Origin of the sequence: Microbacterium sp. LWO12-1.2 (assembly GCF_040675875.1) — a bacterium.
Classification (GTDB): Bacteria; Actinomycetota; Actinomycetes; order Actinomycetales; family Microbacteriaceae; genus Microbacterium.
Genome location: NZ_JBEGII010000001.1, coordinates 1,396,065 through 1,415,026 on the forward strand (window position 1 = coordinate 1,396,065; position 18,962 = coordinate 1,415,026).

Below are 18,962 nucleotides of genomic sequence, written 5' to 3' on the forward strand. Positions count from 1 at the left end.
CGCATCACTCTGGCTGGTCCGCGACGTCATACACGTCGCGGACCAGCCATTTTTCGTCGACGCGAACGAGCACCAGCATCCGTACGACGCCCGATTCCCCGCTGTCCATAGAATCCGGGTGCCCCGTCTCCGCCCGTGTCGCCCGAACGACGGCGGCATCTCCGTACTCGTCGACGATCTCCACATCCGAGTACTCCGTCGCTCCATCAGCAAGCGACGCGATCACCGCAGTCGAGCCATCTGCGACCGCCGATGCGCAGACGGCGTCGCCGGTATCCGCGCACCTTCCGATCTCCTCCAGCAACCAGGAAGCCGCGTCCGCGGGGCTCTCTGCCTCCGGTGCCGAGTTCGGCGCGCCCGGTGGCGAGGGCTCGGTCGAAGGTTGCGCGTCGGGAGTCACCCCGCGAGAGCCTGCCGCAGGTGGCGGGTCTGCCGCGCCTTCCTGGTCAGTATCCGATGTCTGCGACCAGTCGACAGAGTCGGCAGGCTTGTCCGCGCCGTCCGCGGCCCCGCTCGTCACCTCACTCGGCCACAGGAGCCCGGTCAGCAGCACTGTGATCGCAGCCCCTGTCGCCACCAGGAGCGATCGACGACGGGACCGGAGCGCATCTCGCCGTGGCGCGGCCGATCGCTCCGTGCGTGCGGAGCCGACCGGAGCACGCGGGCTCCTGGTGCGCCCTCGCGCCCATCGAAGCGCACCTGCCAACACTTCAGCGAGCCGCATGTCAGGCGATCGACGTCGGGCATGATCGCCCGCTGTGCGACGCTGCCGGTGCTCGCCGCGTGCGGCATGGCCCGCGCGACGAGACACCGGCGGCGAGGATTCCCACTGCAGCGCCGCGCTGGCGGCCATCGCCGCACTCTCCGGAGCGAACGCCTTCCGACGAAGCGCCCGCGGTGCCGCGACCTCGAGCACCTCGCCCTCCCACTTCTCGAGCAGCAGCGGCGGCACACGTCGCTGCTGCTGCTCGAGGTTCGTGCGCAGCCCCTCCTGCACCACGTCCAGCAGACGCCCCAGCGTCTTGTCCGCACAACTCTCCCCGAGCTGCGCGACGAGCACCGCGACGCCGGTGCGCGCCTCCTCCCCCTCGCCGAGAACGAACACCGGCCTCCCATCGTCGGTCAGCCACCAGGTGCCCGACGCGTCCACCACGGCTTCCACGCGTCCGAGTTCCTCCAGCGCCCGGAACAGGCTCACCAGCAACGTGCTGCACTCTCCCGATGACAGCCCCTCGCTCATGGCCGTCCGACGCCCGACGAACGTCGACACCCGCTCCGTGCACCACGGAAGCAGCGCGTCATGCCCCTGCGCCCGCCGCACGATGTCGAGAGGCCCGACCACGTGCTCCGAACCTCCGAACCTCCACCCGTCCCACCCGGCCAGCTCCGCAGCGTCGACCCGGACGGCCACGGCGTCCCCCCGCGTGACCAGCACCCCGGCAAAAGGTCCCTCGTGCGACTCGATCGCCCGGATCACCCGATGCGCTCCCGGAAGGAGAGCTGGCGTGGGGACATCGGTCGCAGCGGCTGGCATGACTCCATCAGACCCGAACCGGACGCCGTGCGGAGGCGATCGGAGGCGATGTGGACCGATCCCTCACGATCGTCCACCTGTGCAGGAGTTGTCGGCGCCCCGGTGCTCCTCTGTCGCTCCGCTTGACGCGAACGCCGTCAACGAGGACCTCCGGACTCGGTAGGCTGGTGCGCATGGCAAAGCGTGCTCCCGAACCCGAAAAGCGTCCTGGGTTCTTCTCCCAGATCAAGTCCCTCTTCCGGTTCACCCGTGAGGCCTGCGCCTGGCTTCCGTGGGCACAGGTCGGGATCCTTATCGGCGGTGTCCTCCTCGGACTCATCGCCGGCTACCTCATCCCCCCGTTCCAGATCTGGACGCTCGTTCTCTGGGGCATCAGCGGACTGATGTTCGGTGTGCTCGGCGCCATGTTCCTCATGACCCGGCTCTCCACGTCGGCCATGTACGCGAAGATCGACGGCATGCCCGGGGCGACCGGCCACGTGCTCAGCACCAGCCTCGGTCGGCGCTGGCAGGCATCCGAGACGCCCGTCGGGATCAACCCGAAGACGCAGGAGGCGGTCTACCGCACCGTCGGCCGTGGTGGCGTCGTGATCGTGGGAGAAGGCGCGCGCGGTCGTCTCACGCGTCTCGTCAACGAAGAGCGCAGCAAGGTCCAGCGGGTCGCCAACGGCGTGCCTGTGACGGTGCTCTACGTCGGTCACGGCGACGACGAAGTGACCATCGCGAACCTTGCCAAGACCATCAAGAAGCTCCCCAAGGCGATCGACAAGGCCACTCTCGCCGCCGTCATCCGGCGCATCGAGTCGGTTTCGCAGTCGCTCTCGTCCTTGCCGATCCCCAAGGGCATCGACCCGACGAAGGTGCGCGCGCAGCGTCCGCGCTGACCTGCACCCTCCACAGACGACGAAGCGCGGCCCCTCCTCCGAGGGGCCGCGCTTCTGTCATGTCACTCCGAGAGCGGCTGACGCGGCAGGCGTCGCACCTTCGCGCGACGACGTCGGCGCTCAGGGACCATCGACCGCATCTCGTCGAGCTTTCCGAAGCAGAACAGGCGATCCTCGGCTTCGAGCACGACATGCTTGCGCGGGTTCGGAATCACGCTGGCTCCCCGATGCAGGGTGAGAACCGTGATATCGCGCTCCCAGAGCCCGGCCTCGCCCAGGGTCTTCCCCACGAGGTCCACCGCTCCGTGCACCATGAGCTCTGCGACGCCGTATCCCGTGGAGACGGTCAAGCGCTGTCGCACGTCGATCTCCGGGAACGCCACCTGTCCGGCGATGTAATCGATGATGGCGCCGGCGACGTCGAGCTTGGTCGCGGTCTCGATGCCCTGCAGTCCCGGTGAGGAGTTGACCTCCATCACGAGCGGTCCGTCGTCGCCTTCGAGCATGTCGACGCCGGCGACACGCAGGCCCATGATCTGGGCGGAGCGGACGGCCGCCCGCTCGTAGACCGGGTCCAGCTCGATCGCCTGCACAGAGCCCCCTCGATGCACGTTCGAGCGGAACTCGTCACCCGCCGCCGAGCGGCGCATCGCTGCGACCACACGATCGCCGACGACCAGCGCGCGGATATCGCGTCCTCGGCTCTCCGAGATGAACTTCTGGATGAGCACGTTCTGCTTGGTCGAGTGCAGTGTCTCGATGATCGCCTCCGCGACCTTCACTTGAGGAGCGAGGATCACCCCGATCCCCTGGGTGCCCTCCAGAAGCTTGATGACGACCGGGGCACCGCCCACCCGCTCGATCGCGGGGCGCACGTCAGCACGGTTGCGCACGAATGCGGTCGGCGGCATCGCGATGTTGTGCCGAGACAGGATCTGGTTGGCACGGAGCTTGTCGCGCGCGCTGGAGATGCCGTTCGCCGTGTTCGGCGTGTAGACGTCCATCTGCTCGAACTGGCGTACGACGGCCGTGCCGAAGTAGGTGATCGAGTTGCCGATGCGCGGCAGGATCGCGTCGTAGTCGCTGAGCTGCCGACCTCGGTAGTGCAGGTCCGGTTCGTCTGCGGTGAGATCGATCGCGAAGCGCAGCGTATTCAGCACCTTGACGTTGTGGCCGCGCTGGAGCGCAGCCGCACGCAGTCGTTGGGTGGAGTACGCCTGAGGCGCACGGGAGAGCACTGCGATCTTCACAAAGAATTCCTGCCAGGATGGTCGGGTGACTAAGACATCCCATTCAAACACTCTTACAGGGTGGCGAGAATGGGTTGCGCTGCCCGATCTCGGCGTCGACTGGATCAAAGCCAAGATCGACACCGGCGCGCGCACCTCTTCGCTGCACGCATTCGACATCCAGGAGTTCGACCGCGAGGGCGAGTCCTGGGTGCGGTTCCGCCTCAAGCCGTGGCAGGACAGCCAGGAGGACACGGTCGTCGTCGAGACCCCCGTGCACGATCGGCGGGCCGTACGCAGCTCGTCAGGCCATGCACAGGAGCGTCTGGTCGTCATGCTGCTGATTCGCCTGGTGGACCGTGAGGTGCTGGCAGAGGTCACGCTGAGCAACCGCGACGAGATGGGCTTCCGCATGCTCATCGGCCGCGAGGCGCTGCGACGCGGCTACATCGTGGACCCTGCACGCTCGTTCCTGGGCGGACGTGCGCCGCGCGAGGCCCGCCGTCGCAACCGCGGCAGGGAGTGAGTCGCGGAGAGCGTCAGGCGCGGATCAGGACGGTGCCGACCGCTTTGTCGTGCAGGCCGCGCTGGTCGACATCCCAGATCACTGCGGGGATCACGACGATCAGCAGCAGCGTGCGCACGATGGGGCGCCACACTCCGATCCATCCGCCGTCCATGCGCACCAGACGCAAGCCGACGATGCGGTGGCCGGGGCTGCCGCCGACGACCGGGATGAAGATGATCTGCAGCAGAGCGAAGACGAACAGCGGGGCGAACTGCGTGAGTCCGGCTTCGGTCGGGAGCGCGAACTGATTGAAGCCCAGGAAGCCGGTCGCGATGATCGATGCGGCCGCGTAGTCGATCAGGAGTGCGCCGATCCGACGGCCGATCCGGCCAATGCTTCGGGATCCTGAGTCCGGGAGTCCGAGTCGCTCACCGGGGTACATGTTCGCCGCATCCGTCACCTCTCCAGCCTACCGATGCGCTCAGGGCGCTGTAACAAGCCTGAAACAAAGCGGACACCCTGGAGAAATCCCTCAGCCGTACTGTGCAGAATGGCCGTAAGCCATCGATCCGCTACACAGGAGTCGTACATGTTCAAAGATTCGTCCGAGGTGCTGAGCTACATCAAGGAGAACGACGTCAAGTTCCTTGACATCCGTTTCACCGATCTCCCGGGTGTGCAGCAGCACTTCAACATTCCTGCGTCCACGGTCGACGAGGCATTCTTCACGGAGGGACAGCTGTTCGACGGCTCCTCGATCCGTGGTTTCGCCAGCATCCACGAGTCCGACATGCAGCTGATCCCGGACGTGACGACGGCCTACGTCGACCCGTTCCGCGAGGCGAGCACGCTCGTGATGATCTTCGACATCTACAACCCGCGCACCGGCGAGATCTATTCGAAGGACCCGCGTCAGGTCGCCAAGAAGGCGGAGAAGTACCTCACGTCGACCGGCATCGCCGACACCGCGTTCTTCGCCCCTGAGGCCGAGTTCTACATCTTCGACGACGTCCGCTACTCGGTCACCTCGAACTCCAGCTTCTACAGCGTCGACTCGGAAGAGGGCGCCTGGAACACCGGCCGCGAGGAAGAGGGCGGAAACCTCGCCAACAAGACCCCGTACAAGGGTGGATACTTCCCGGTGAGCCCCGTCGACAAGACGGCGGACCTCCGCGACGACATCACCCTGAAGCTGATCGACGCCGGGTTCATCCTCGAGCGCTCGCACCACGAGGTCGGCACCGGCGGCCAGCAGGAGATCAACTACCGCTTCGACACCATGGTGCACGCGGCCGACGACATCCTGAAGTTCAAGTACATCGTCAAGAACACCGCTGAAGAGTGGGGCAAGGTCGCGACCTTCATGCCGAAGCCGCTCTACGGCGACAACGGCTCCGGAATGCACACGCACCAGTCGCTGTGGAGCGACGGCAAGCCGCTGTTCTACGACGAGGCCGGCTACGGCCAGCTCAGCGACATCGCGCGTTGGTACATCGGTGGCATCCTGGCGCATGCACCGGCGTTGCTGGCCTTCACCAACCCGACCCTGAACAGCTACCACCGTCTGGTCAAGGGCTTCGAGGCTCCGGTCAACCTGGTCTACTCGGCCGGCAACCGCTCCGCCGCGATCCGCATCCCGATCACGGGCTCGAACCCGAAGGCCAAGCGCATCGAGTTCCGTGCGCCCGACGCCTCCGGCAACCCGTACCTCGCCTTCGCCGCGCAGCTCATGGCAGGCCTCGACGGGATCAAGAACCGCACCGAGCCGCACGAGCCGGTCGACAAGGACCTCTACGAGCTTCCCCCCGAGGAGGCCAAGGACATCCCGCAGGTTCCGAACTCCCTGCTGGACTCGCTCGACGCTCTCGCGGCCGACCACCAGTTCCTCCTCGAGGGCGGCGTGTTCACCAAGGAGCTCATCGAGACCTGGATCTCCTACAAGTACGAGAACGAGATCCTGCCGATGGCCCAGCGCCCGCACCCGTTCGAGTACGAGCTGTACTTCGGCGTCTGAGCTGACCCCGCCGACGCCCTGCCGCTGATGTGCAGGTAGTCCGCTGAATCGAAAGAGCCCGTCACGGTCAGCCGTGATGGGCTCTTTTGCCGTATGGGGGCGCGGCATCCTCCCTGTGCGCACCCTCCTCGGCTCAGGGAGCGGCAGCGGTCACGAATCTGTGCCTGCGCGGTCGTGAACGGAAGCTTCGGATGCGTGGAGGCGACCATCTACGACCTCCCGAGGGATGGTCGACAGGTCCGGGCGATCATCTCACTCGAGTGTGATCGCCCTGACGCGGTTGTTGCGTGGATTGTGCTCGAGTTCGACGAGTCCCAAGGCCTCGAGAAGCGGGGGAACATACATCCCGAAACGGCCTCGGTACCCATTGCGCTGGCCGTACCAGCCTCCGACCGGATTGTCCGAGGATCGCGCCCACGCCTCGACCGAGTCGGGCGTCGGTTCCTTCTTCTCATCTGAGGCGCCCAGCAGAACCCAGTCCCCTCGCCGAACGAGCTCCGCATGCAGATCGTCGATCGCACGGGCGAGATAGGTGAGCCGGGTGGCGCCGACCTGGCACACCAGGAGAGTCGGATCGCTGTCATCGTCGCGGTGGATCGTGTACTCGGATGACAGGGGCGCCATCATCAGGACCCACGGGTCCTCCGGAGTCCCCACGCCCGACCAGTGCTCTTCGACCATCGTCGTACTCCGTCCATCGCGATCCGCCTGAGCTTCGCTCTGCGGCGAGCATACGCGCTAGGTGTACTGACCCGGATCGTTGTTGACGTAGGAGAGACCTTCGGTGTCGAGTGGGAGCTGTCTAGGTTCCGGTTCGATCACACGAAGGTCTCTCATGTCCCACGCTAATGCCCGGTTGGCTCCGGCCGGCAGATTGATCATGGTCCAGCGCATCCAGTCCGGGCGTGCGGTCGCGCATGTGGCGGCGGAGATGGGGGTCTCCCGCACGACCGCGTGGCGGTGGTGGCGCAGGTTCCGGGAGGAAGGGCGGGCGGGTCTGATTGACCGGTCCAGTGTCGCCAGGTCGCATCCCGCTCGGACGGGCCCGTGTCGGGAGACACGGGTGCGGATCATGCGACATCTCACCCGTCGCGGTCCGGTGTTCATCGCGGCGAAGCTGGGGATGCATTCCTCGACCGTCGGACGGGTATTGGTCCGGCACCACACCCCGCTGTTGCGAGAGACGGACCCGGTCACCGGGACCGTGATCCGCGCAGTGCGGCGTTCCGCCCGCCGTTACGAGCACGACCATCCCGGCTCGTTGATCCATATTGACGTGAAGAAGCTCGGACGCATCCCAGACGGAGGCGGATGGCGCGCGCACGGCCGCAGCGAGAAAGTCCGCAGCCGTGGGATCGGCTACGACTACATCCATGCCGTGATCGATGACCACTCCCGCCTCGCTTACGCCGAGATCCACGACGACGAGAAGGGCACCACCGCAGCCGGAGTCCTCGAACGCGCAATTGCGTTCTATGCCGCCCTCGGCGTCACCGTCGAGCGGGTCATCAGCGACAACGCCTTCGCCTACCGGCACTCGGCCGCGTTCCGCGCGGTCCTCGACGCCCACGGCATCACCCAGAAGTTCATCAAACCGCACTGCCCCTGGACCAATGGGAAAGTCGAAAGACTCAACCGCACCCTCGCCACCGAATGGGCCTACGCCCGCGCCTATACCTCGAACGCCGAACGCACAGCTGCCTTGCCCATCTGGCTCGACTACTACAACCTAGACAGAGCCCACCTCGGCATCGACGGCAAAACCCCCATCGACCGAATCAACAACGGTCGAGGTCAATACAGCTAGGCGCCCGCTCGCGACAGCACGACAGAGCCCTGGGCGTGATCGCTCGGGCGCAGGAGCGAGATCTCGCAGATCGGGGACGCTGCGCAGGGGCAGGCGCCTGTCGACCGGCAGGTTCATCTGGTCCTCTCCTCATCGGTGGTGGTGCGTGCGGACCCGTCGAACGCGGCGATCGCGACGTCGAGGTCGCTGTAGATGTGCGCGGGATCGATGCGCGACATCAGCGCGTACCGGCGCAGCGTCTCGAGCAACGCGGGCTCGGGGCGCGCAAGCACGACATGGATATCGCGCGCATGGAGTGACGTGATCAGATCTGCGAGGCTCTGACCTGCGGAGTAGTCCACGTCGGCGATCCCCGCGCAGTCCAGGATCACCCAGTGGACACGATCAGGCGCGGCGGCGATGACCTTCTCCAGGCGATCGGAATACCCGGTGGAGTTCGCGAAGAACAGCTGACTGTCGAAGCGGTAGACGATCAGCCCTGGACTCGACTGGACGCCGGGCACTGCGGGGAGATAGTCGTAGTCGCTGGTCCCCACGGCGAGCACGAAAGCCGGCGCGGTGTACTGACGCGAGATGACATCGAGCAGCGAGAGAGCGATGGCGAGGACGATGCCCTCGATGATCCCGACCGCGAATACCGCGAACATGGTGAGCAGCGCCACGAAGAACTCCGCCCGACGCCGGCGGGCGATCCGCCAGAGTCCTCGCGCATCGACGAGTCCCACCGCGATGACGAAGACGACTCCTCCGAGGACCGCGAGCGGGAGCTCGGCGAGCAGGTCGGTGAGGAACAGCAGCACCACGAGCGTGATCGCAACCACCACCAGGTTCGCCACCTGCGTGCGCCCCTTGGCATCATCCAATATCTGTGTCTTCGTCGGCGAACCGTTCACCACGACGGTGCCGCTGACACCCGCCGCGATGTTCGCCACGGCCAGCCCCAGGATGTCGCGATTCACGTCGACGCGGTCGCCGTGCTTCATCGCGAAGCTGCGCGAGGTCGCTGCGCTCTGCGCGATCACGATGAAGAAACAGGACAGCGCAGTGGAGGCGACCGCTCCGACCTCGGCGATCGTGATGCCGTCAGGCAGCCCCAGGTGAGGAAGGCCGCCCTCGATGGGTCCGACGACGGGCACTCCCCTGCCCGCGGCATCGGTGAGCGTGGCAAGCACCAGCAACCAGACGATCGCGAGCATCGCCCCTGGCACTCTCGGGATGACGACCTTGCAGAACACGATGATGCCGACGGTGCCGAGTCCGTAGGCGAGCGTCGGCAGCGACACGTCGCCCAGCGCGGACATCCACGCCCACTGCTTCTCGAACCAGTTCCCCGCGCCCTTCTCGACGCCGAGGATGTCAGGGATCTGGTCGGTGGCGACCTTGATGCCGATTCCGCTCAGGAAACCGATCAGGACGGATGCCGAGAGGAAATCGCCGAGGAACCCCAACCGGAACAGTCGGGCCAGGAGCAGCAGCACCCCCGTGAGCAATGCGGTCAGCGCGCACAGGGCGACCCAGCGACTCGATCCGGCGACGACGCCGGGAACCGCGGCCACGACGAGCCCCGCAGCGAGGATGGCCGCGGCCGCGGAGTCTCCGCCGACCACGAGCAGCCGGGACGATCCGATCAGGATGAACGCGACCAGAGGAAGCAGGAGCGTATAGAGACCCGTGACGATCGGCGTCTGCGTGATCGACGTGTACCCCATCACCTCGGGGATCGCCACGGCGGACAACGTGAGACCGGCGATGATGTCCGGCCCCAGCCAGGCGAGTCGATAGCCGCGCAGGGATACGGGGACCAGCGACTTCAGCGCGCGAGACGCCGAGCGCGCGCGGGCATCCGGGCCCGTCCACGCGAGGCTTCGCCCCTGCCGCTCCGACTCCCGGGTCATCCGACCGGGCTCTCGACCCGAGACGCTTCCACCGTGTCCGTGTCCGTCGGCGTCTGTGGACGGGACGCCAGCTCGAGCACACCGATGACGAGGAGTCCGACCAGCGCGGTCCAGACGATCGTGCTCGAAGACAGCGGCCGCGACAGAAGCAGGACGACGAAGCAGCCCAGCCCGACGACGATGCGCAGCGGTATGCGCCACCGGTGCAGCTGCTCACCGACGGCGCCGGTGGTGACGCCGCGCTGCTCCGCCGCGTGACGGAGCGCCGCGAAGGCCGCAGCGGCGTACCCCCGAAGCGTCCGCGCCCATCGCCAGGGCCCGGCGAACGCGGTGACGATCAGCACCGTCGTAGCGAGGACCGCCACCACCAGCACGATGCTCGACACGAAACCGAGGATGCCCGAGTACAGCGCGACCGCCGCATCCTGCGGGATGCTGTCGGCGACTGCGAGGGCGAAGGCGCCTCTCCCCACGCCGATCCCCGCGCCCACGAGCATCATCGTGAGCAGCACCGCACCGGAGGTCCAGATCAGGGCGACGGCGCGCCTGCGGGCGATGAGCACGCCGGCAGCCAGGAACAGGAACGACAACCACGGCAGCCAGATACCCAGCGCCACGACCAACTGGTAGATCGTCAGGTAGATGCCGACCGAACTGGATTCGGCGATCACGATCGACCGGTCGATCTCCGGGATCTCCGCGGCGAGGGTGAAGCCCTCCGCGACCAGCTGCTCCTTGACCGCCGTGATGATGGGACCCAGCTGCAGGCTGACCTGCTGGTTCTGCCCGACCGTCACAGCGGCATCGCTCTGCCCCGTGGCGGTGTTCACGAGCTGCCGGTGGGTGACGGTCAGAGCATCCTTCCAGATGACAGCGAAGACGTCCGAGCGCACGAACCCGGTCACCGTGTTCTCGATGAGGCCCTTCACTCCGGCGACCGCGGGCGCCTTCAGCAGCCCGAGTGCGTCGCTGGCACGCGGAGTGAGCTCCAAGCCCTCGAGCCCCGCGAAGAGGTCATCGGCGATGCGGTCGATGTCGATCGCCGACTCGATGGCGGCGACGCTCTGTCCGGCAACGAAGTCCTGCACCGCAGGATCTTCCGCGAGCGGCGCGAACGTCGCGACGAAGTAGGACGTGTCGGTGAGTTCGCGGTGGGCCCAGGTGGAGACGATCGCCACCGGCGTGAGCACAGCGCCGATCGTCACGAGCGCCGTGCTGAGGATCGTCCAGCCCCATGCGCGGCGCTTGCGTCGGGCGACGGTCGACTCCGGCGCGGCTGCGGCTTCGTCGACCTCGCGCACGGCCGCCAGCCTGCGGGTGAGCTCATCGTTCTCGGCCGTGACCCGTGCGAGTTCGGCGCGGAGCTGTTCTGAAGTCTGTTGCGACATCGGCGTCAGATCTTCTCCGGGCGTGGTGCATGCCACGTCCCGTCGAGGATCGGCCGTCGAGGACGGTACAGCCGGAGCGTGTAGTTCCACCCCGCCATGATGGGCAGTGTGTTCGGTGCGCCCTCCGGATGCGCGCTGAAGCGCACGGTCACGCTGCCGTCGGCGTCGGGCACCGCGGTGAGGCTGTTGATGCTGTTCACGCCGAGCTCATTGGGCTCGAAATAGCCCGCCGCGTTGTAGAGCGACACCGACCAGAACGCATCGACGGGGACATCCCGCAGACGCAGTCGGTAGTCGGCGACCGGCAACCCCTCGTCGACGCTCATGTAGGTGGCCTCGTACTCGGGGAGACCGCCCCAGCCGCCCGCGGTGCCGAGCAGGTGCATCACCGGATCGACCTCGGCGCGTGTGCCGAAGGCGTGATCGTAGGTCGACACGCCCCGCCCGAGCGTGAGGAGCGCGTCGCGCGTCTCGGCCTGCGAGGACTGGTCGTACTCGGGAAGCGGGAAGGTTCCGGAGCCGCCACCGGAGAGGAGGAGAGCGTCCTGCAGTCGATTCACCGCCGTCACATCGCCCGCGTCGTTCGGGTCGACCAGTATCCGCACGAGGACCGCGGCGTGATCGGTGCCGACCAGCTCGCGGGTGATGATGTGCTCACCCGGTTCGTTGAGGATGACGGCGGTGTAGTGATCCTGGTTGATCACGTGAGCCGAGAGGTAGCGCTCGCCGGTGTCCGGCAGGCTGAGCGTGACGCCCTCACGGACGTCGATGATCGCACTGCTGTACAGGGTGTCGCGGTTCTGACGGATCACCGGCTGGTCATCGAGGCCCTTCAGGCCTCTGGTGTGATTCCATTCCCCGACCCCCGTCGCGGCGCTGAGCCGCGAGAACATCAGGTCGGACTCCGCGCGCGCGAAGTTGAGGAAGGTGACTTTCGTTGCAGACATGGGGTTCCTTGGGGTCTGGGGCGGACGGGATCGGCCGGTGCTCACGAGAGAAGTCGCGCTTTCGCGGCCGCGAACTCGGCATCGGTCAGAATCCCCTGCGACCGGAGCTGCCCGAGGTTCTGGAGCTCGGCGACGAGACCAGAAGAGGCTGGTGCCGGGGGGAGAGCTTCGGCGGCCGCGGCGGGCGGCGGCGCTGCCTCGCGGAGGTCGCGTGCCTCGTACTGCGCTGCCTCGTACTGCGTCTGCTCCCTGTTCTGACGATGCGCGGCGACAGCACCGCTCACGGCGGTCGCCGTGCCCGCGACGACCGCCGTGCGCGCGGCGAGGCCCAGCAGGCCGGGGCGGCCGATCCTCGGGATGAAAGGCATGTCAGATCTCCGTTCTCAGGAGCGAGGAATCCATCAGGGCGTTGACGACCTGCGCGGGGATGCGCTCGTGGCCGAGGAGCACCGCACCTGCCTGGACGGTCCGTGCCGACAGCTCGCGCTGGTAGACGAGCTCGACGGCGATCAGAAGAGCCGCAGTGCCGACGGGAACGGCCACGGCGAAGGCAGCGATGTCATCATGCCCCGCGAGGCCGGACACACCGAGCTGGTGCGCCTCGACTCCGTATGCGGGAGAGAGATCATCCACCTCCGTGACCGCGACCTCCCCGTCGTGCGACCGCGAGATGTGGACGAGGTCGAGCAGCCGCAACACGTCCGTCTCGACGAGGTCGAGAAGAGCCTGAAGCGCCGCCTGGTCGGGCTGACCGTCGGGGAGCCCGACCAGGTAGAGATCGACCGGTCCGTAACCGGCCAGCGTCACGACAGCGCCTTGGCCTTCAGCTGTTCGAACTCCGCCGTGCTGATGGATCCGGCTTCGAGGAGGGCGGCCGCTGCAGCGATCTCCTCGCTCGGCGACGTTCCCGCGATCTCGCGGAAGTAGGTCTGCGCGGCGTCCTCCGCTTCCCGGGCGGCACGACCACTGCGCTCGGCCATCCCCTGCCCCCGGGCGATCAGGTAGACCAACGCCGTGAGGAAGGGCAGGAAGATCAGGAAGACCACCCAGAGCGCCTTCCACCAGCCGCTGAGCTCACGATCGCGGAACAGGTCCGTGATGATCGCGAACAGCGCGAACAGATAGCCGATGAAGACCGTCGCCCAGAGCATCCAGACGAGAATTTCCCAGAAGAGCATGTCGGTGTGTTTCCGTTTCTTTCGTCGCTCTGCCGCGGCGGGACACGGCATCCGGATCCGGTCCGGCGAGAGGCATATCGCTGACAGTCTGGCGAGCACGCGGACCCCGCGGCGGCGAACTCATCCTCCGCGGATGACATCGGACGTCAGCAGCGCGCCCCGCCTGGCCCGACGCCGATATTCTGGAGCCGTGATCGAAGCCTTGCGCCAGGAGCTCGCATCCGGCGATCCGGAACAGGCTCGGCGCGCCCTGCGGCGCAACTGGCTCCGCCTCATCCTCGAATCCCACACCGCCGAACTCGAGCGGCTGTGCCTCGAAGCGCCCGATCCGCACGACCCCCATGTGCTCCTGATCCGCGCCTGCTGTCGCGACCTGCTGGGCGATACGTTCGGTGCGACCTTCCTGCGCGGCCAGGGGATGCGTGTGGCATCCGACGACTTCGTCGCCTGCTTCACGGAGCTGCTGCTTGCACCGGACACGCCCACCAAGGCCGCGCTCGCCGACCGTGCGCGTGAGGCTCTCTCACAGTGCGGCCCCGACGACGACTACCCCTCGGCACTGTTCCTGTTGGGATGGACAGAGGTGCGATTGCGCCGCGACCCCGCCGGAGCGATCGGGATGCTCCGATCGGCCGCAGACGAGGCTCGCCTACGCGGACATGCCGAAACCCTCCGCCTCGCGCAGTCCAACCTGGCCTTCGCCCTCACCCATGCCGGCCTCTTCACCGAAGCCGAACAGGTCCTCGATGCGCTCCCGGCATCGGCACCACCCTCCGATTGGGACCGATTCGAGGGCGGCCTGCCCCAGGCGAACCGCGGATGCATCGCCTACTGGCGGGGCGACTTCGAGGAGGCGATCGTCCATCTCGACGCGGTCATCGCCGACGGAGCGCCGGGCAACAACTTCGAGGCACTCGCCCGCCTCTATCTCGCGATGAGCCTCATCGCCCTCCGCCGTCAGGATCGCTACTACAACGCGAGTACCCTCCTGCAGGGTGTGAGCAGAGCCGACAAGCACGGTGTCCCCTGGGACACCCTTCGCCGGGTCGTGTCGGCATGGCTCTTCCACGCCGAAGGCAAGGACGACCATGCGCTCGGCGTCGCCGCACCGGTGCTCGCCGCCCGGACGGGCGCACCCGTGGCGCACGCGCGACTCGCCGAGCTCTACCGCGTGCTGGCGGAACCCGCGCTCGCCGCTCAGGCGCTCCGGCTCGCGAGCACCACAGCGCTCCCCCGGTACGCACTGGTCAATACCCTGGTCACGTCGGCGGCGCTCAACGCGGAGGCCGGCCGCGGACCTCAGGCTCACGAGCAGCTCGACCGCGCCCTCGAGGCAGCGACCGCAGAGAAGATCCTCGCGCCGTTCCTGGCGGACGACGAGGTGATCGGCGACCTGCTCGGAGCTCACGTACATCGAGGCTCACGCCATCGCGCACTCCTGCGGAGCATCCTGGAGCGCCGCGGGCGACTCGCCGGCCAGCTCGACGGCGTGCTCACCCGACGAGAGAACGAGATCCTCGCCTGCCTGCGCACCGAGATGACTGCCGAAGAGATCGCGACGCATCTGGGAATCTCCTACCCGACGGTGAAGACGCACATCCAGTCCGTCTATCGCAAGCTCGGCGTCACCAGTCGCCGTGCCGCCGTGCACTCCGTCGATGCACGCTAGCCCGTAACGCGGGTCCCGCAGAATCGCAACCCCCTGGGAGGCGTCGCACCACGCGGTGATGATGGGATCTCCGCCCGCACCGGGCCCGCGCGAAAGGGACGATTCTCATGACCGACACCACCCCCACCCAGCGTCTCGCGGAGCTGATCAAGGACTTCCGCTTCGCGATGTTCACCACGCGCAATGCACAAGGCCGTCTGGTCGCGCATCCGCTCACCGTGCAGGAGACAGAGTTTGACGGCGACCTGTGGTTCCTCGTCTCGCGTAGCGCATCATTCGTCGAAGACCTCCGGCGAGACGACCGAGCTGGCGTCTCTCTCAGTTCCAACGGCTCCTGGGTATCGCTGTCCGGCACGGCCGCTCTCGTCGAAGATGCCGCGAAGGTACGTGAGTTGTGGAGCCCGATGGTGGAGGCATGGTTCACGGATGGTCCGAACGATCCCGATGTGGGTCTGCTCCAGTTCTCCGCCGAGTCCGCAGAGTACTGGGACAGCCCCGGCGGCAAGCTCGCTTCCCTCTTCAGCTTCGTGAAGGCCAAGGTCACCGGCGAACCGTACGATGCCGAGAACGAGAAGGTCGATCTCCCTGACAGCTGAATCACCCCGACGCACGAGAGCCCGCCCCGCAGACGCGGGGCGGGCTCTCGTGCAGAGAGGATGCGGGTTTACGGAACGCGCGCGCCCGAGTTCTTCTCGCTCAGGTACTCCGCAGACAGGGTCGTGTTGACATAGGTCGGCGTGAGCGCGCCTCCCGCGGTCGGGTAGAGCCATACGACGGGAAGCGAGACGACGTTCGCTGCGCCGTTCAAGATGCCGGTGTACACGTACTGCACCGATCCGCTCGTGCCCGGCTCGGGCAGCTCGCCGACGCGGACCCAGCCGTTCAGAGTGCGCTCCTCGAGCCGGTAGCTCGCGGGGTTGGAGACGCCGCTGCCTGCGCCCCATTGCACGGTGACCGTCACCGCACCGGACGAGTACTGACCCGCCGGGGCGACATCACCGGTATCCGGGTCGAGCACGTTGAACCCGACGCTCTGACCGGTGTTGACCTGCACGCGGTTCGGCTGCACCACCGTCACTGTTCCGACAGATGTGCTGCCCTGCCACTCGGAGAGCCCACCGCCCGGCGCGGGGCGCGGATTGTCGATGCTCGCGGCGGCCAGCGGCGTGGCGATTGCGATGGCGACGACCGGGGCGGACCAGGCGGCCGCCTTGATCACTGTGCGGCGGTTCGGCCCCGCGCTGGTGTTCTCGTTGGCGTTCATATCGCTGTTCTCCTCAGGGTTGGATCCCGGCACTGTGACGCCACACACCGCGCGCACCAGCAGCGCCATGCCACGAGACTCGAGAGCGGGCACACGGAGGCGCGCATGCACGGACGGCACGCGCTGAAGTGCGGAGGGTTCCGCAGGGTGACGGGCGGGTCACGAGCCGGGTGGAGCGACCCGCCATGTGCCATGCTGGCGTCGATGATCACGCCGGGGACGCACAGCGGGCTTCCTTGTCGCTAGCGGATCATGGATTGTCGCTCTGGGTATCGCGAGCGGAGTAGGCGTCGCCGATGATCAGGCCTGCGCGGCGCGCCGGATCGCCGATGGCGATTCTTTGCCTTCTTGCGACATCGCTCTGGCCAGGCTGGAGCCGCCCGAGAAGCCCGAGTACTGACCGACCTGGGCGATACTCAGTCCGTCGTACGTGCGATCGACCAGTAGTTCGAGCGCGTGCTCGACGCGAGCGCGGCGAATGGCGCGTTCCACCGTCATGTCCCTGGCGCGGAAAGCTCGCTGCAGCTGCCTCAGCGAGATCTTCAGCTGGTCGGCGATACCGCGCGGGCTGAGGTGCGGGTCGGACCGCTGCGCGATGATCGTGCTCATCGCGTCCCGATAGACATCAGCCGTCATCCCCACGCGCGGCGCGCGAGTTCCCTCCACCGCCACGCCCAGCACCATCTCCTGCAGCAATCGCTCGAAGTAGTAGTTCCCGAACCCGCTCACCGGATGGGAATCAGTGACCGCCGCCTGCTCTGCGAAAGCCACGGCGGGGGCGAGCAGAGCGCTCGCCGCGACTACCGGACGCACCTCCCCCGGGGCAGGGGCAGCGAACCCGGCGAGAGCCTCGGCGGGAATCACTATCGACAGCAGTCGCAGGTCGTCATGAGGAGCCGTGGCCAGAAGTGCATCGTGATTGGCCAGGAACGCATCGTCCTCCCTGAGTCTCAACACGCCCGAGGCTGAACTGATATCGATCCCGCCGGATCTGACGCTGTGCAGGCCGATCAGGCCCGACACTCGATCGAGGCGTGACCGGGCGTCATCGCGTCCCACGACGAACTCACGAATACGCACGCTGCCGAACATCGCGAGCGTGCGGGCTCGCGCTACCGGCACGTCATCCCCGCATCCCGACGGGGCTCCGCGGACGCACAGGCGTGGTCCGGCTCTGAGCGGTTCTTCATCGACATCGTCAGTGTCGTGGAGAAGCGCCAGGGGCGAAGCCCGCGCGCAACCGACATGCTGACATATCGCGACGTCGTGATCGCACGAACGGTACGACGAAGACAGCTCCCCAGAGTTCCACAAACACCCTTCCCCACACGGTTCCCCACCGTGCCCCATCCCAGATGCAGGACGCTTCCGAGCCTAGCGCTCTCGGAAGTTCTATTACGACGCATGCATGTAAGCACCAGTGCGGCGGCTTGACCGCACTGCGAGCGGGTGATCAACTGAAGGGTCGGACAGTCGAGTGGGGGACATCATGCGTCGGAAGTCGAACAACGAGCACGTCGAGCCGGTGAAGCCCGCGCACTCGTCCGCCCGCCCTTCGGCGGCGGTCGCTTCACTCGCACGAGCCAATCCCTTCATGCTGGGACTGCTCGGCGCACTCGGTGTGCTGGTGGCGCTGGTGATCGGTGGCATCGTCGATCAGCTCGCCACGGTCCTCGTCTACATCGGCGTGGCGATCTTCCTGGCGCTCGGGCTCGACCCGATCGTCCGATTCATCGAGCGCAAGCTTCCCCGCCCCGCCGCCGTCGCCATCGTGGTGACCGGCGTGGTCCTGGCGTTCGCCGGCATCATCCTCGCGATCGTCCCGATCCTGGTCCAGCAGATCACCAACCTGATCGAGGACGGACCGCAGATGGTCAAGGACATCCAGTCATCCGGTTGGTTCAAGGATCTGAACAACCAGTTCGGATCGACGTTCGAGGACGCTGCGAACGGCATCCTCTCCTTCCTGAAGGACCCTGGCAACCTCGCCGACATCGGCGGAGGCGTGTTCGCCGTGGGGGCCGGTATCGCCGGCGGATTCACCGGCGTCACGATCGTCCTGATCCTCACGCTCTACTTCATGGCATCGCTGCACGGCATCAAGCGCACCGCGGCGCGCTTCGTGCCCGCCTACCAGCGCGACACGTTCAGCGAGCTGCTGGAGGACGTGTCGGGCGCCGTCGGACGGTACGTGATCGGACAGGCGAGCCTCGCACTGATCAACGGCGTACTGAGTCTGATCGTGCTCAGCATCATCGGAGCGCCGGTGCCTGCGCTTCTCGCGCTGATCGCCTTCATCGGATCGATGATCCCGCTGGTGGGAACCCTCTCGGCGTCGATCATCAACTCGTTGATCTGCCTCTTCATCAGTCCGGTGACCGCGTTGATCGCGATCATCTACTACCTCGTCTACATGCAGATCGAGGCGTACGTCCTCTCGCCGCGCATCATGAGCAAGGCTGTCGCGGTTCCCGGAGCGCTCGTCGTCATCGCCGCCGTCGCCGGTGGAGCACTCGGCGGGATCCTCGGCGCGCTGGTGGCCATCCCGGTCGCCGCGAGCATCATCATCATTGTCCAGAAGGTGCTGTTCCCCGCGCAGGACCGCAAGACGGCTCCCCCGGTCCTCACCGCCCCCTGACCGGGCC

19 protein-coding genes are annotated in these 18,962 nt (G+C 66.9%); 7 read left to right on the forward strand and 12 right to left on the reverse strand.

What is annotated here, in order from left to right; translation table 11 throughout:
• Positions 1-4 precede the first annotated feature (4 nt).
• Positions 5-1,534 carry a hypothetical protein gene (locus MRBLWO12_RS06625; RefSeq protein ID WP_363553860.1) on the reverse strand — a complete coding sequence of 510 codons (1,530 nt, stop codon included), beginning with the start codon at positions 1,532-1,534 and terminating at the stop codon, positions 5-7.
• A gap of 173 nt (positions 1,535-1,707) precedes the next feature.
• On the opposite strand from MRBLWO12_RS06625, the gene MRBLWO12_RS06630 reads away from it, so the two are divergent.
• Entirely contained in the window at positions 1,708-2,418 is a 711-nt protein-coding gene (locus MRBLWO12_RS06630; protein WP_363553862.1) for a DUF4191 family protein, read from the forward strand.
• Between the two features lie 62 nt (positions 2,419-2,480).
• On the opposite strand, the gene MRBLWO12_RS06635 is transcribed toward MRBLWO12_RS06630, so the two are convergent.
• Complete coding sequence (locus MRBLWO12_RS06635) at positions 2,481-3,668, reverse strand: RimK family alpha-L-glutamate ligase (RefSeq protein ID WP_363553864.1); 1,188 nt, start codon at positions 3,666-3,668, stop codon at positions 2,481-2,483.
• A gap of 25 nt (positions 3,669-3,693) precedes the next feature.
• Between MRBLWO12_RS06635 and MRBLWO12_RS06640 the strand changes: the two genes are divergently transcribed.
• Positions 3,694-4,173, forward strand: a complete 480-nt coding sequence (locus MRBLWO12_RS06640; protein WP_363553866.1) for an ATP-dependent zinc protease — start codon at positions 3,694-3,696, stop codon at positions 4,171-4,173.
• Between the two features lie 13 nt (positions 4,174-4,186).
• Here the strand turns inward: MRBLWO12_RS06640 and MRBLWO12_RS06645 are convergent, their stop codons facing one another.
• Entirely contained in the window at positions 4,187-4,597 is a 411-nt protein-coding gene (locus MRBLWO12_RS06645; RefSeq protein WP_414685511.1) for an RDD family protein, read from the reverse strand.
• A gap of 147 nt (positions 4,598-4,744) precedes the next feature.
• Here MRBLWO12_RS06645 and glnA point away from each other — a divergent pair, with 147 nt between their 5' ends.
• The gene (gene glnA / locus MRBLWO12_RS06650; RefSeq protein WP_363553870.1) at positions 4,745-6,169 is read left to right on the forward strand and encodes a type I glutamate--ammonia ligase; all 1,425 of its coding nucleotides are present in this window, start codon (positions 4,745-4,747) and stop codon (positions 6,167-6,169) included.
• 252 nt (positions 6,170-6,421) lie between these two features.
• Here glnA and MRBLWO12_RS06655 read toward each other — a convergent pair whose 3' ends face one another.
• Positions 6,422-6,850, reverse strand: a complete 429-nt coding sequence (locus MRBLWO12_RS06655; RefSeq protein ID WP_363553872.1) for a DUF6855 family protein — start codon at positions 6,848-6,850, stop codon at positions 6,422-6,424.
• 154 nt (positions 6,851-7,004) lie between these two features.
• Here MRBLWO12_RS06655 and MRBLWO12_RS06660 point away from each other — a divergent pair, with 154 nt between their 5' ends.
• Positions 7,005-7,976: an IS481 family transposase gene (locus tag MRBLWO12_RS06660; RefSeq protein WP_363552899.1), complete on the forward strand. Its 972-nt coding sequence runs from the start codon at positions 7,005-7,007 to the stop codon at positions 7,974-7,976.
• Positions 7,977-8,089: 113 nt separating this feature from the next.
• On the opposite strand, the gene MRBLWO12_RS06665 is transcribed toward MRBLWO12_RS06660, so the two are convergent.
• From MRBLWO12_RS06665 to MRBLWO12_RS06690, 6 genes are read right to left on the reverse strand one after another with little or no spacing between them, the layout of a single operon-like run.
• Entirely contained in the window at positions 8,090-9,871 is a 1,782-nt protein-coding gene (locus MRBLWO12_RS06665) for a SulP family inorganic anion transporter (protein ID WP_363553874.1), read from the reverse strand.
• Complete coding sequence (locus MRBLWO12_RS06670) at positions 9,868-11,259, reverse strand: hypothetical protein (RefSeq protein WP_363553876.1); 1,392 nt, start codon at positions 11,257-11,259, stop codon at positions 9,868-9,870. The genes MRBLWO12_RS06665 and MRBLWO12_RS06670 overlap by 4 nt, the downstream gene beginning before the upstream one ends.
• A gap of 5 nt (positions 11,260-11,264) precedes the next feature.
• On the reverse strand, positions 11,265-12,206 hold the full coding sequence (locus MRBLWO12_RS06675) for a DUF1214 domain-containing protein (protein WP_363553878.1): 942 nt from the start codon (positions 12,204-12,206) through the stop codon (positions 11,265-11,267).
• Between the two features lie 41 nt (positions 12,207-12,247).
• The gene (locus tag MRBLWO12_RS06680; protein ID WP_363553880.1) at positions 12,248-12,574 is read right to left on the reverse strand and encodes an SHOCT domain-containing protein; all 327 of its coding nucleotides are present in this window, start codon (positions 12,572-12,574) and stop codon (positions 12,248-12,250) included.
• A gap of 1 nt (position 12,575) precedes the next feature.
• Positions 12,576-13,013, reverse strand: a complete 438-nt coding sequence (locus MRBLWO12_RS06685; protein ID WP_363553882.1) for a DUF6325 family protein — start codon at positions 13,011-13,013, stop codon at positions 12,576-12,578.
• Positions 13,010-13,384 carry a PLDc N-terminal domain-containing protein gene (locus MRBLWO12_RS06690; protein WP_363553884.1) on the reverse strand — a complete coding sequence of 125 codons (375 nt, stop codon included), beginning with the start codon at positions 13,382-13,384 and terminating at the stop codon, positions 13,010-13,012. The genes MRBLWO12_RS06685 and MRBLWO12_RS06690 overlap by 4 nt, the downstream gene beginning before the upstream one ends.
• A gap of 190 nt (positions 13,385-13,574) precedes the next feature.
• Here MRBLWO12_RS06690 and MRBLWO12_RS06695 point away from each other — a divergent pair, with 190 nt between their 5' ends.
• A complete protein-coding gene (locus MRBLWO12_RS06695) occupies positions 13,575-15,053 on the forward strand; it encodes a LuxR C-terminal-related transcriptional regulator (RefSeq protein ID WP_363553886.1) in 1,479 nt (492 codons plus the stop codon).
• Between the two features lie 107 nt (positions 15,054-15,160).
• Complete coding sequence (locus MRBLWO12_RS06700) at positions 15,161-15,649, forward strand: pyridoxamine 5'-phosphate oxidase family protein (protein ID WP_363553888.1); 489 nt, start codon at positions 15,161-15,163, stop codon at positions 15,647-15,649.
• Between the two features lie 68 nt (positions 15,650-15,717).
• Here the strand turns inward: MRBLWO12_RS06700 and MRBLWO12_RS06705 are convergent, their stop codons facing one another.
• Both MRBLWO12_RS06705 and MRBLWO12_RS06710 read right to left on the reverse strand, forming a co-directional pair.
• The gene (locus MRBLWO12_RS06705; RefSeq protein ID WP_363553890.1) at positions 15,718-16,386 is read right to left on the reverse strand and encodes a hypothetical protein; all 669 of its coding nucleotides are present in this window, start codon (positions 16,384-16,386) and stop codon (positions 15,718-15,720) included.
• Between the two features lie 231 nt (positions 16,387-16,617).
• A complete protein-coding gene (locus MRBLWO12_RS06710; protein ID WP_363553892.1) occupies positions 16,618-17,274 on the reverse strand; it encodes a helix-turn-helix domain-containing protein in 657 nt (218 codons plus the stop codon).
• A gap of 532 nt (positions 17,275-17,806) precedes the next feature.
• Between MRBLWO12_RS06710 and MRBLWO12_RS06715 the strand changes: the two genes are divergently transcribed.
• Positions 17,807-18,955, forward strand: a complete 1,149-nt coding sequence (locus MRBLWO12_RS06715; RefSeq protein ID WP_363553894.1) for an AI-2E family transporter — start codon at positions 17,807-17,809, stop codon at positions 18,953-18,955.
• Positions 18,956-18,962 lie beyond the last annotated feature (7 nt).

Coding starts and splice junctions, on each gene's coding strand:
- MRBLWO12_RS06670 (WP_363553876.1), bottom strand. CDS start 11,259: ATGTCGCAACAGACTTCAGAACAGCTCCGCGCCGAACTCGCACGGGTC.
- MRBLWO12_RS06680 (WP_363553880.1), bottom strand. CDS start 12,574: ATGCCTTTCATCCCGAGGATCGGCCGCCCCGGCCTGCTGGGCCTCGCC.
- MRBLWO12_RS06660 (WP_363552899.1), top strand. CDS start 7,005: ATGTCCCACGCTAATGCCCGGTTGGCTCCGGCCGGCAGATTGATCATG.
- MRBLWO12_RS06625 (WP_363553860.1), bottom strand. CDS start 1,534: ATGCCAGCCGCTGCGACCGATGTCCCCACGCCAGCTCTCCTTCCGGGA.
- MRBLWO12_RS06675 (WP_363553878.1), bottom strand. CDS start 12,206: ATGTCTGCAACGAAAGTCACCTTCCTCAACTTCGCGCGCGCGGAGTCC.
- MRBLWO12_RS06690 (WP_363553884.1), bottom strand. CDS start 13,384: ATGCTCTTCTGGGAAATTCTCGTCTGGATGCTCTGGGCGACGGTCTTC.
- MRBLWO12_RS06700 (WP_363553888.1), top strand. CDS start 15,161: ATGACCGACACCACCCCCACCCAGCGTCTCGCGGAGCTGATCAAGGAC.
- MRBLWO12_RS06655 (WP_363553872.1), bottom strand. CDS start 6,850: ATGGTCGAAGAGCACTGGTCGGGCGTGGGGACTCCGGAGGACCCGTGG.
- MRBLWO12_RS06665 (WP_363553874.1), bottom strand. CDS start 9,871: ATGACCCGGGAGTCGGAGCGGCAGGGGCGAAGCCTCGCGTGGACGGGC.
- MRBLWO12_RS06645 (WP_414685511.1), bottom strand. CDS start 4,597: ATGTACCCCGGTGAGCGACTCGGACTCCCGGACTCAGGATCCCGAAGC.
- MRBLWO12_RS06630 (WP_363553862.1), top strand. CDS start 1,708: ATGGCAAAGCGTGCTCCCGAACCCGAAAAGCGTCCTGGGTTCTTCTCC.
- MRBLWO12_RS06705 (WP_363553890.1), bottom strand. CDS start 16,386: ATGGCGCTGCTGGTGCGCGCGGTGTGTGGCGTCACAGTGCCGGGATCC.
- glnA (WP_363553870.1), top strand. CDS start 4,745: ATGTTCAAAGATTCGTCCGAGGTGCTGAGCTACATCAAGGAGAACGAC.
- MRBLWO12_RS06715 (WP_363553894.1), top strand. CDS start 17,807: ATGCGTCGGAAGTCGAACAACGAGCACGTCGAGCCGGTGAAGCCCGCG.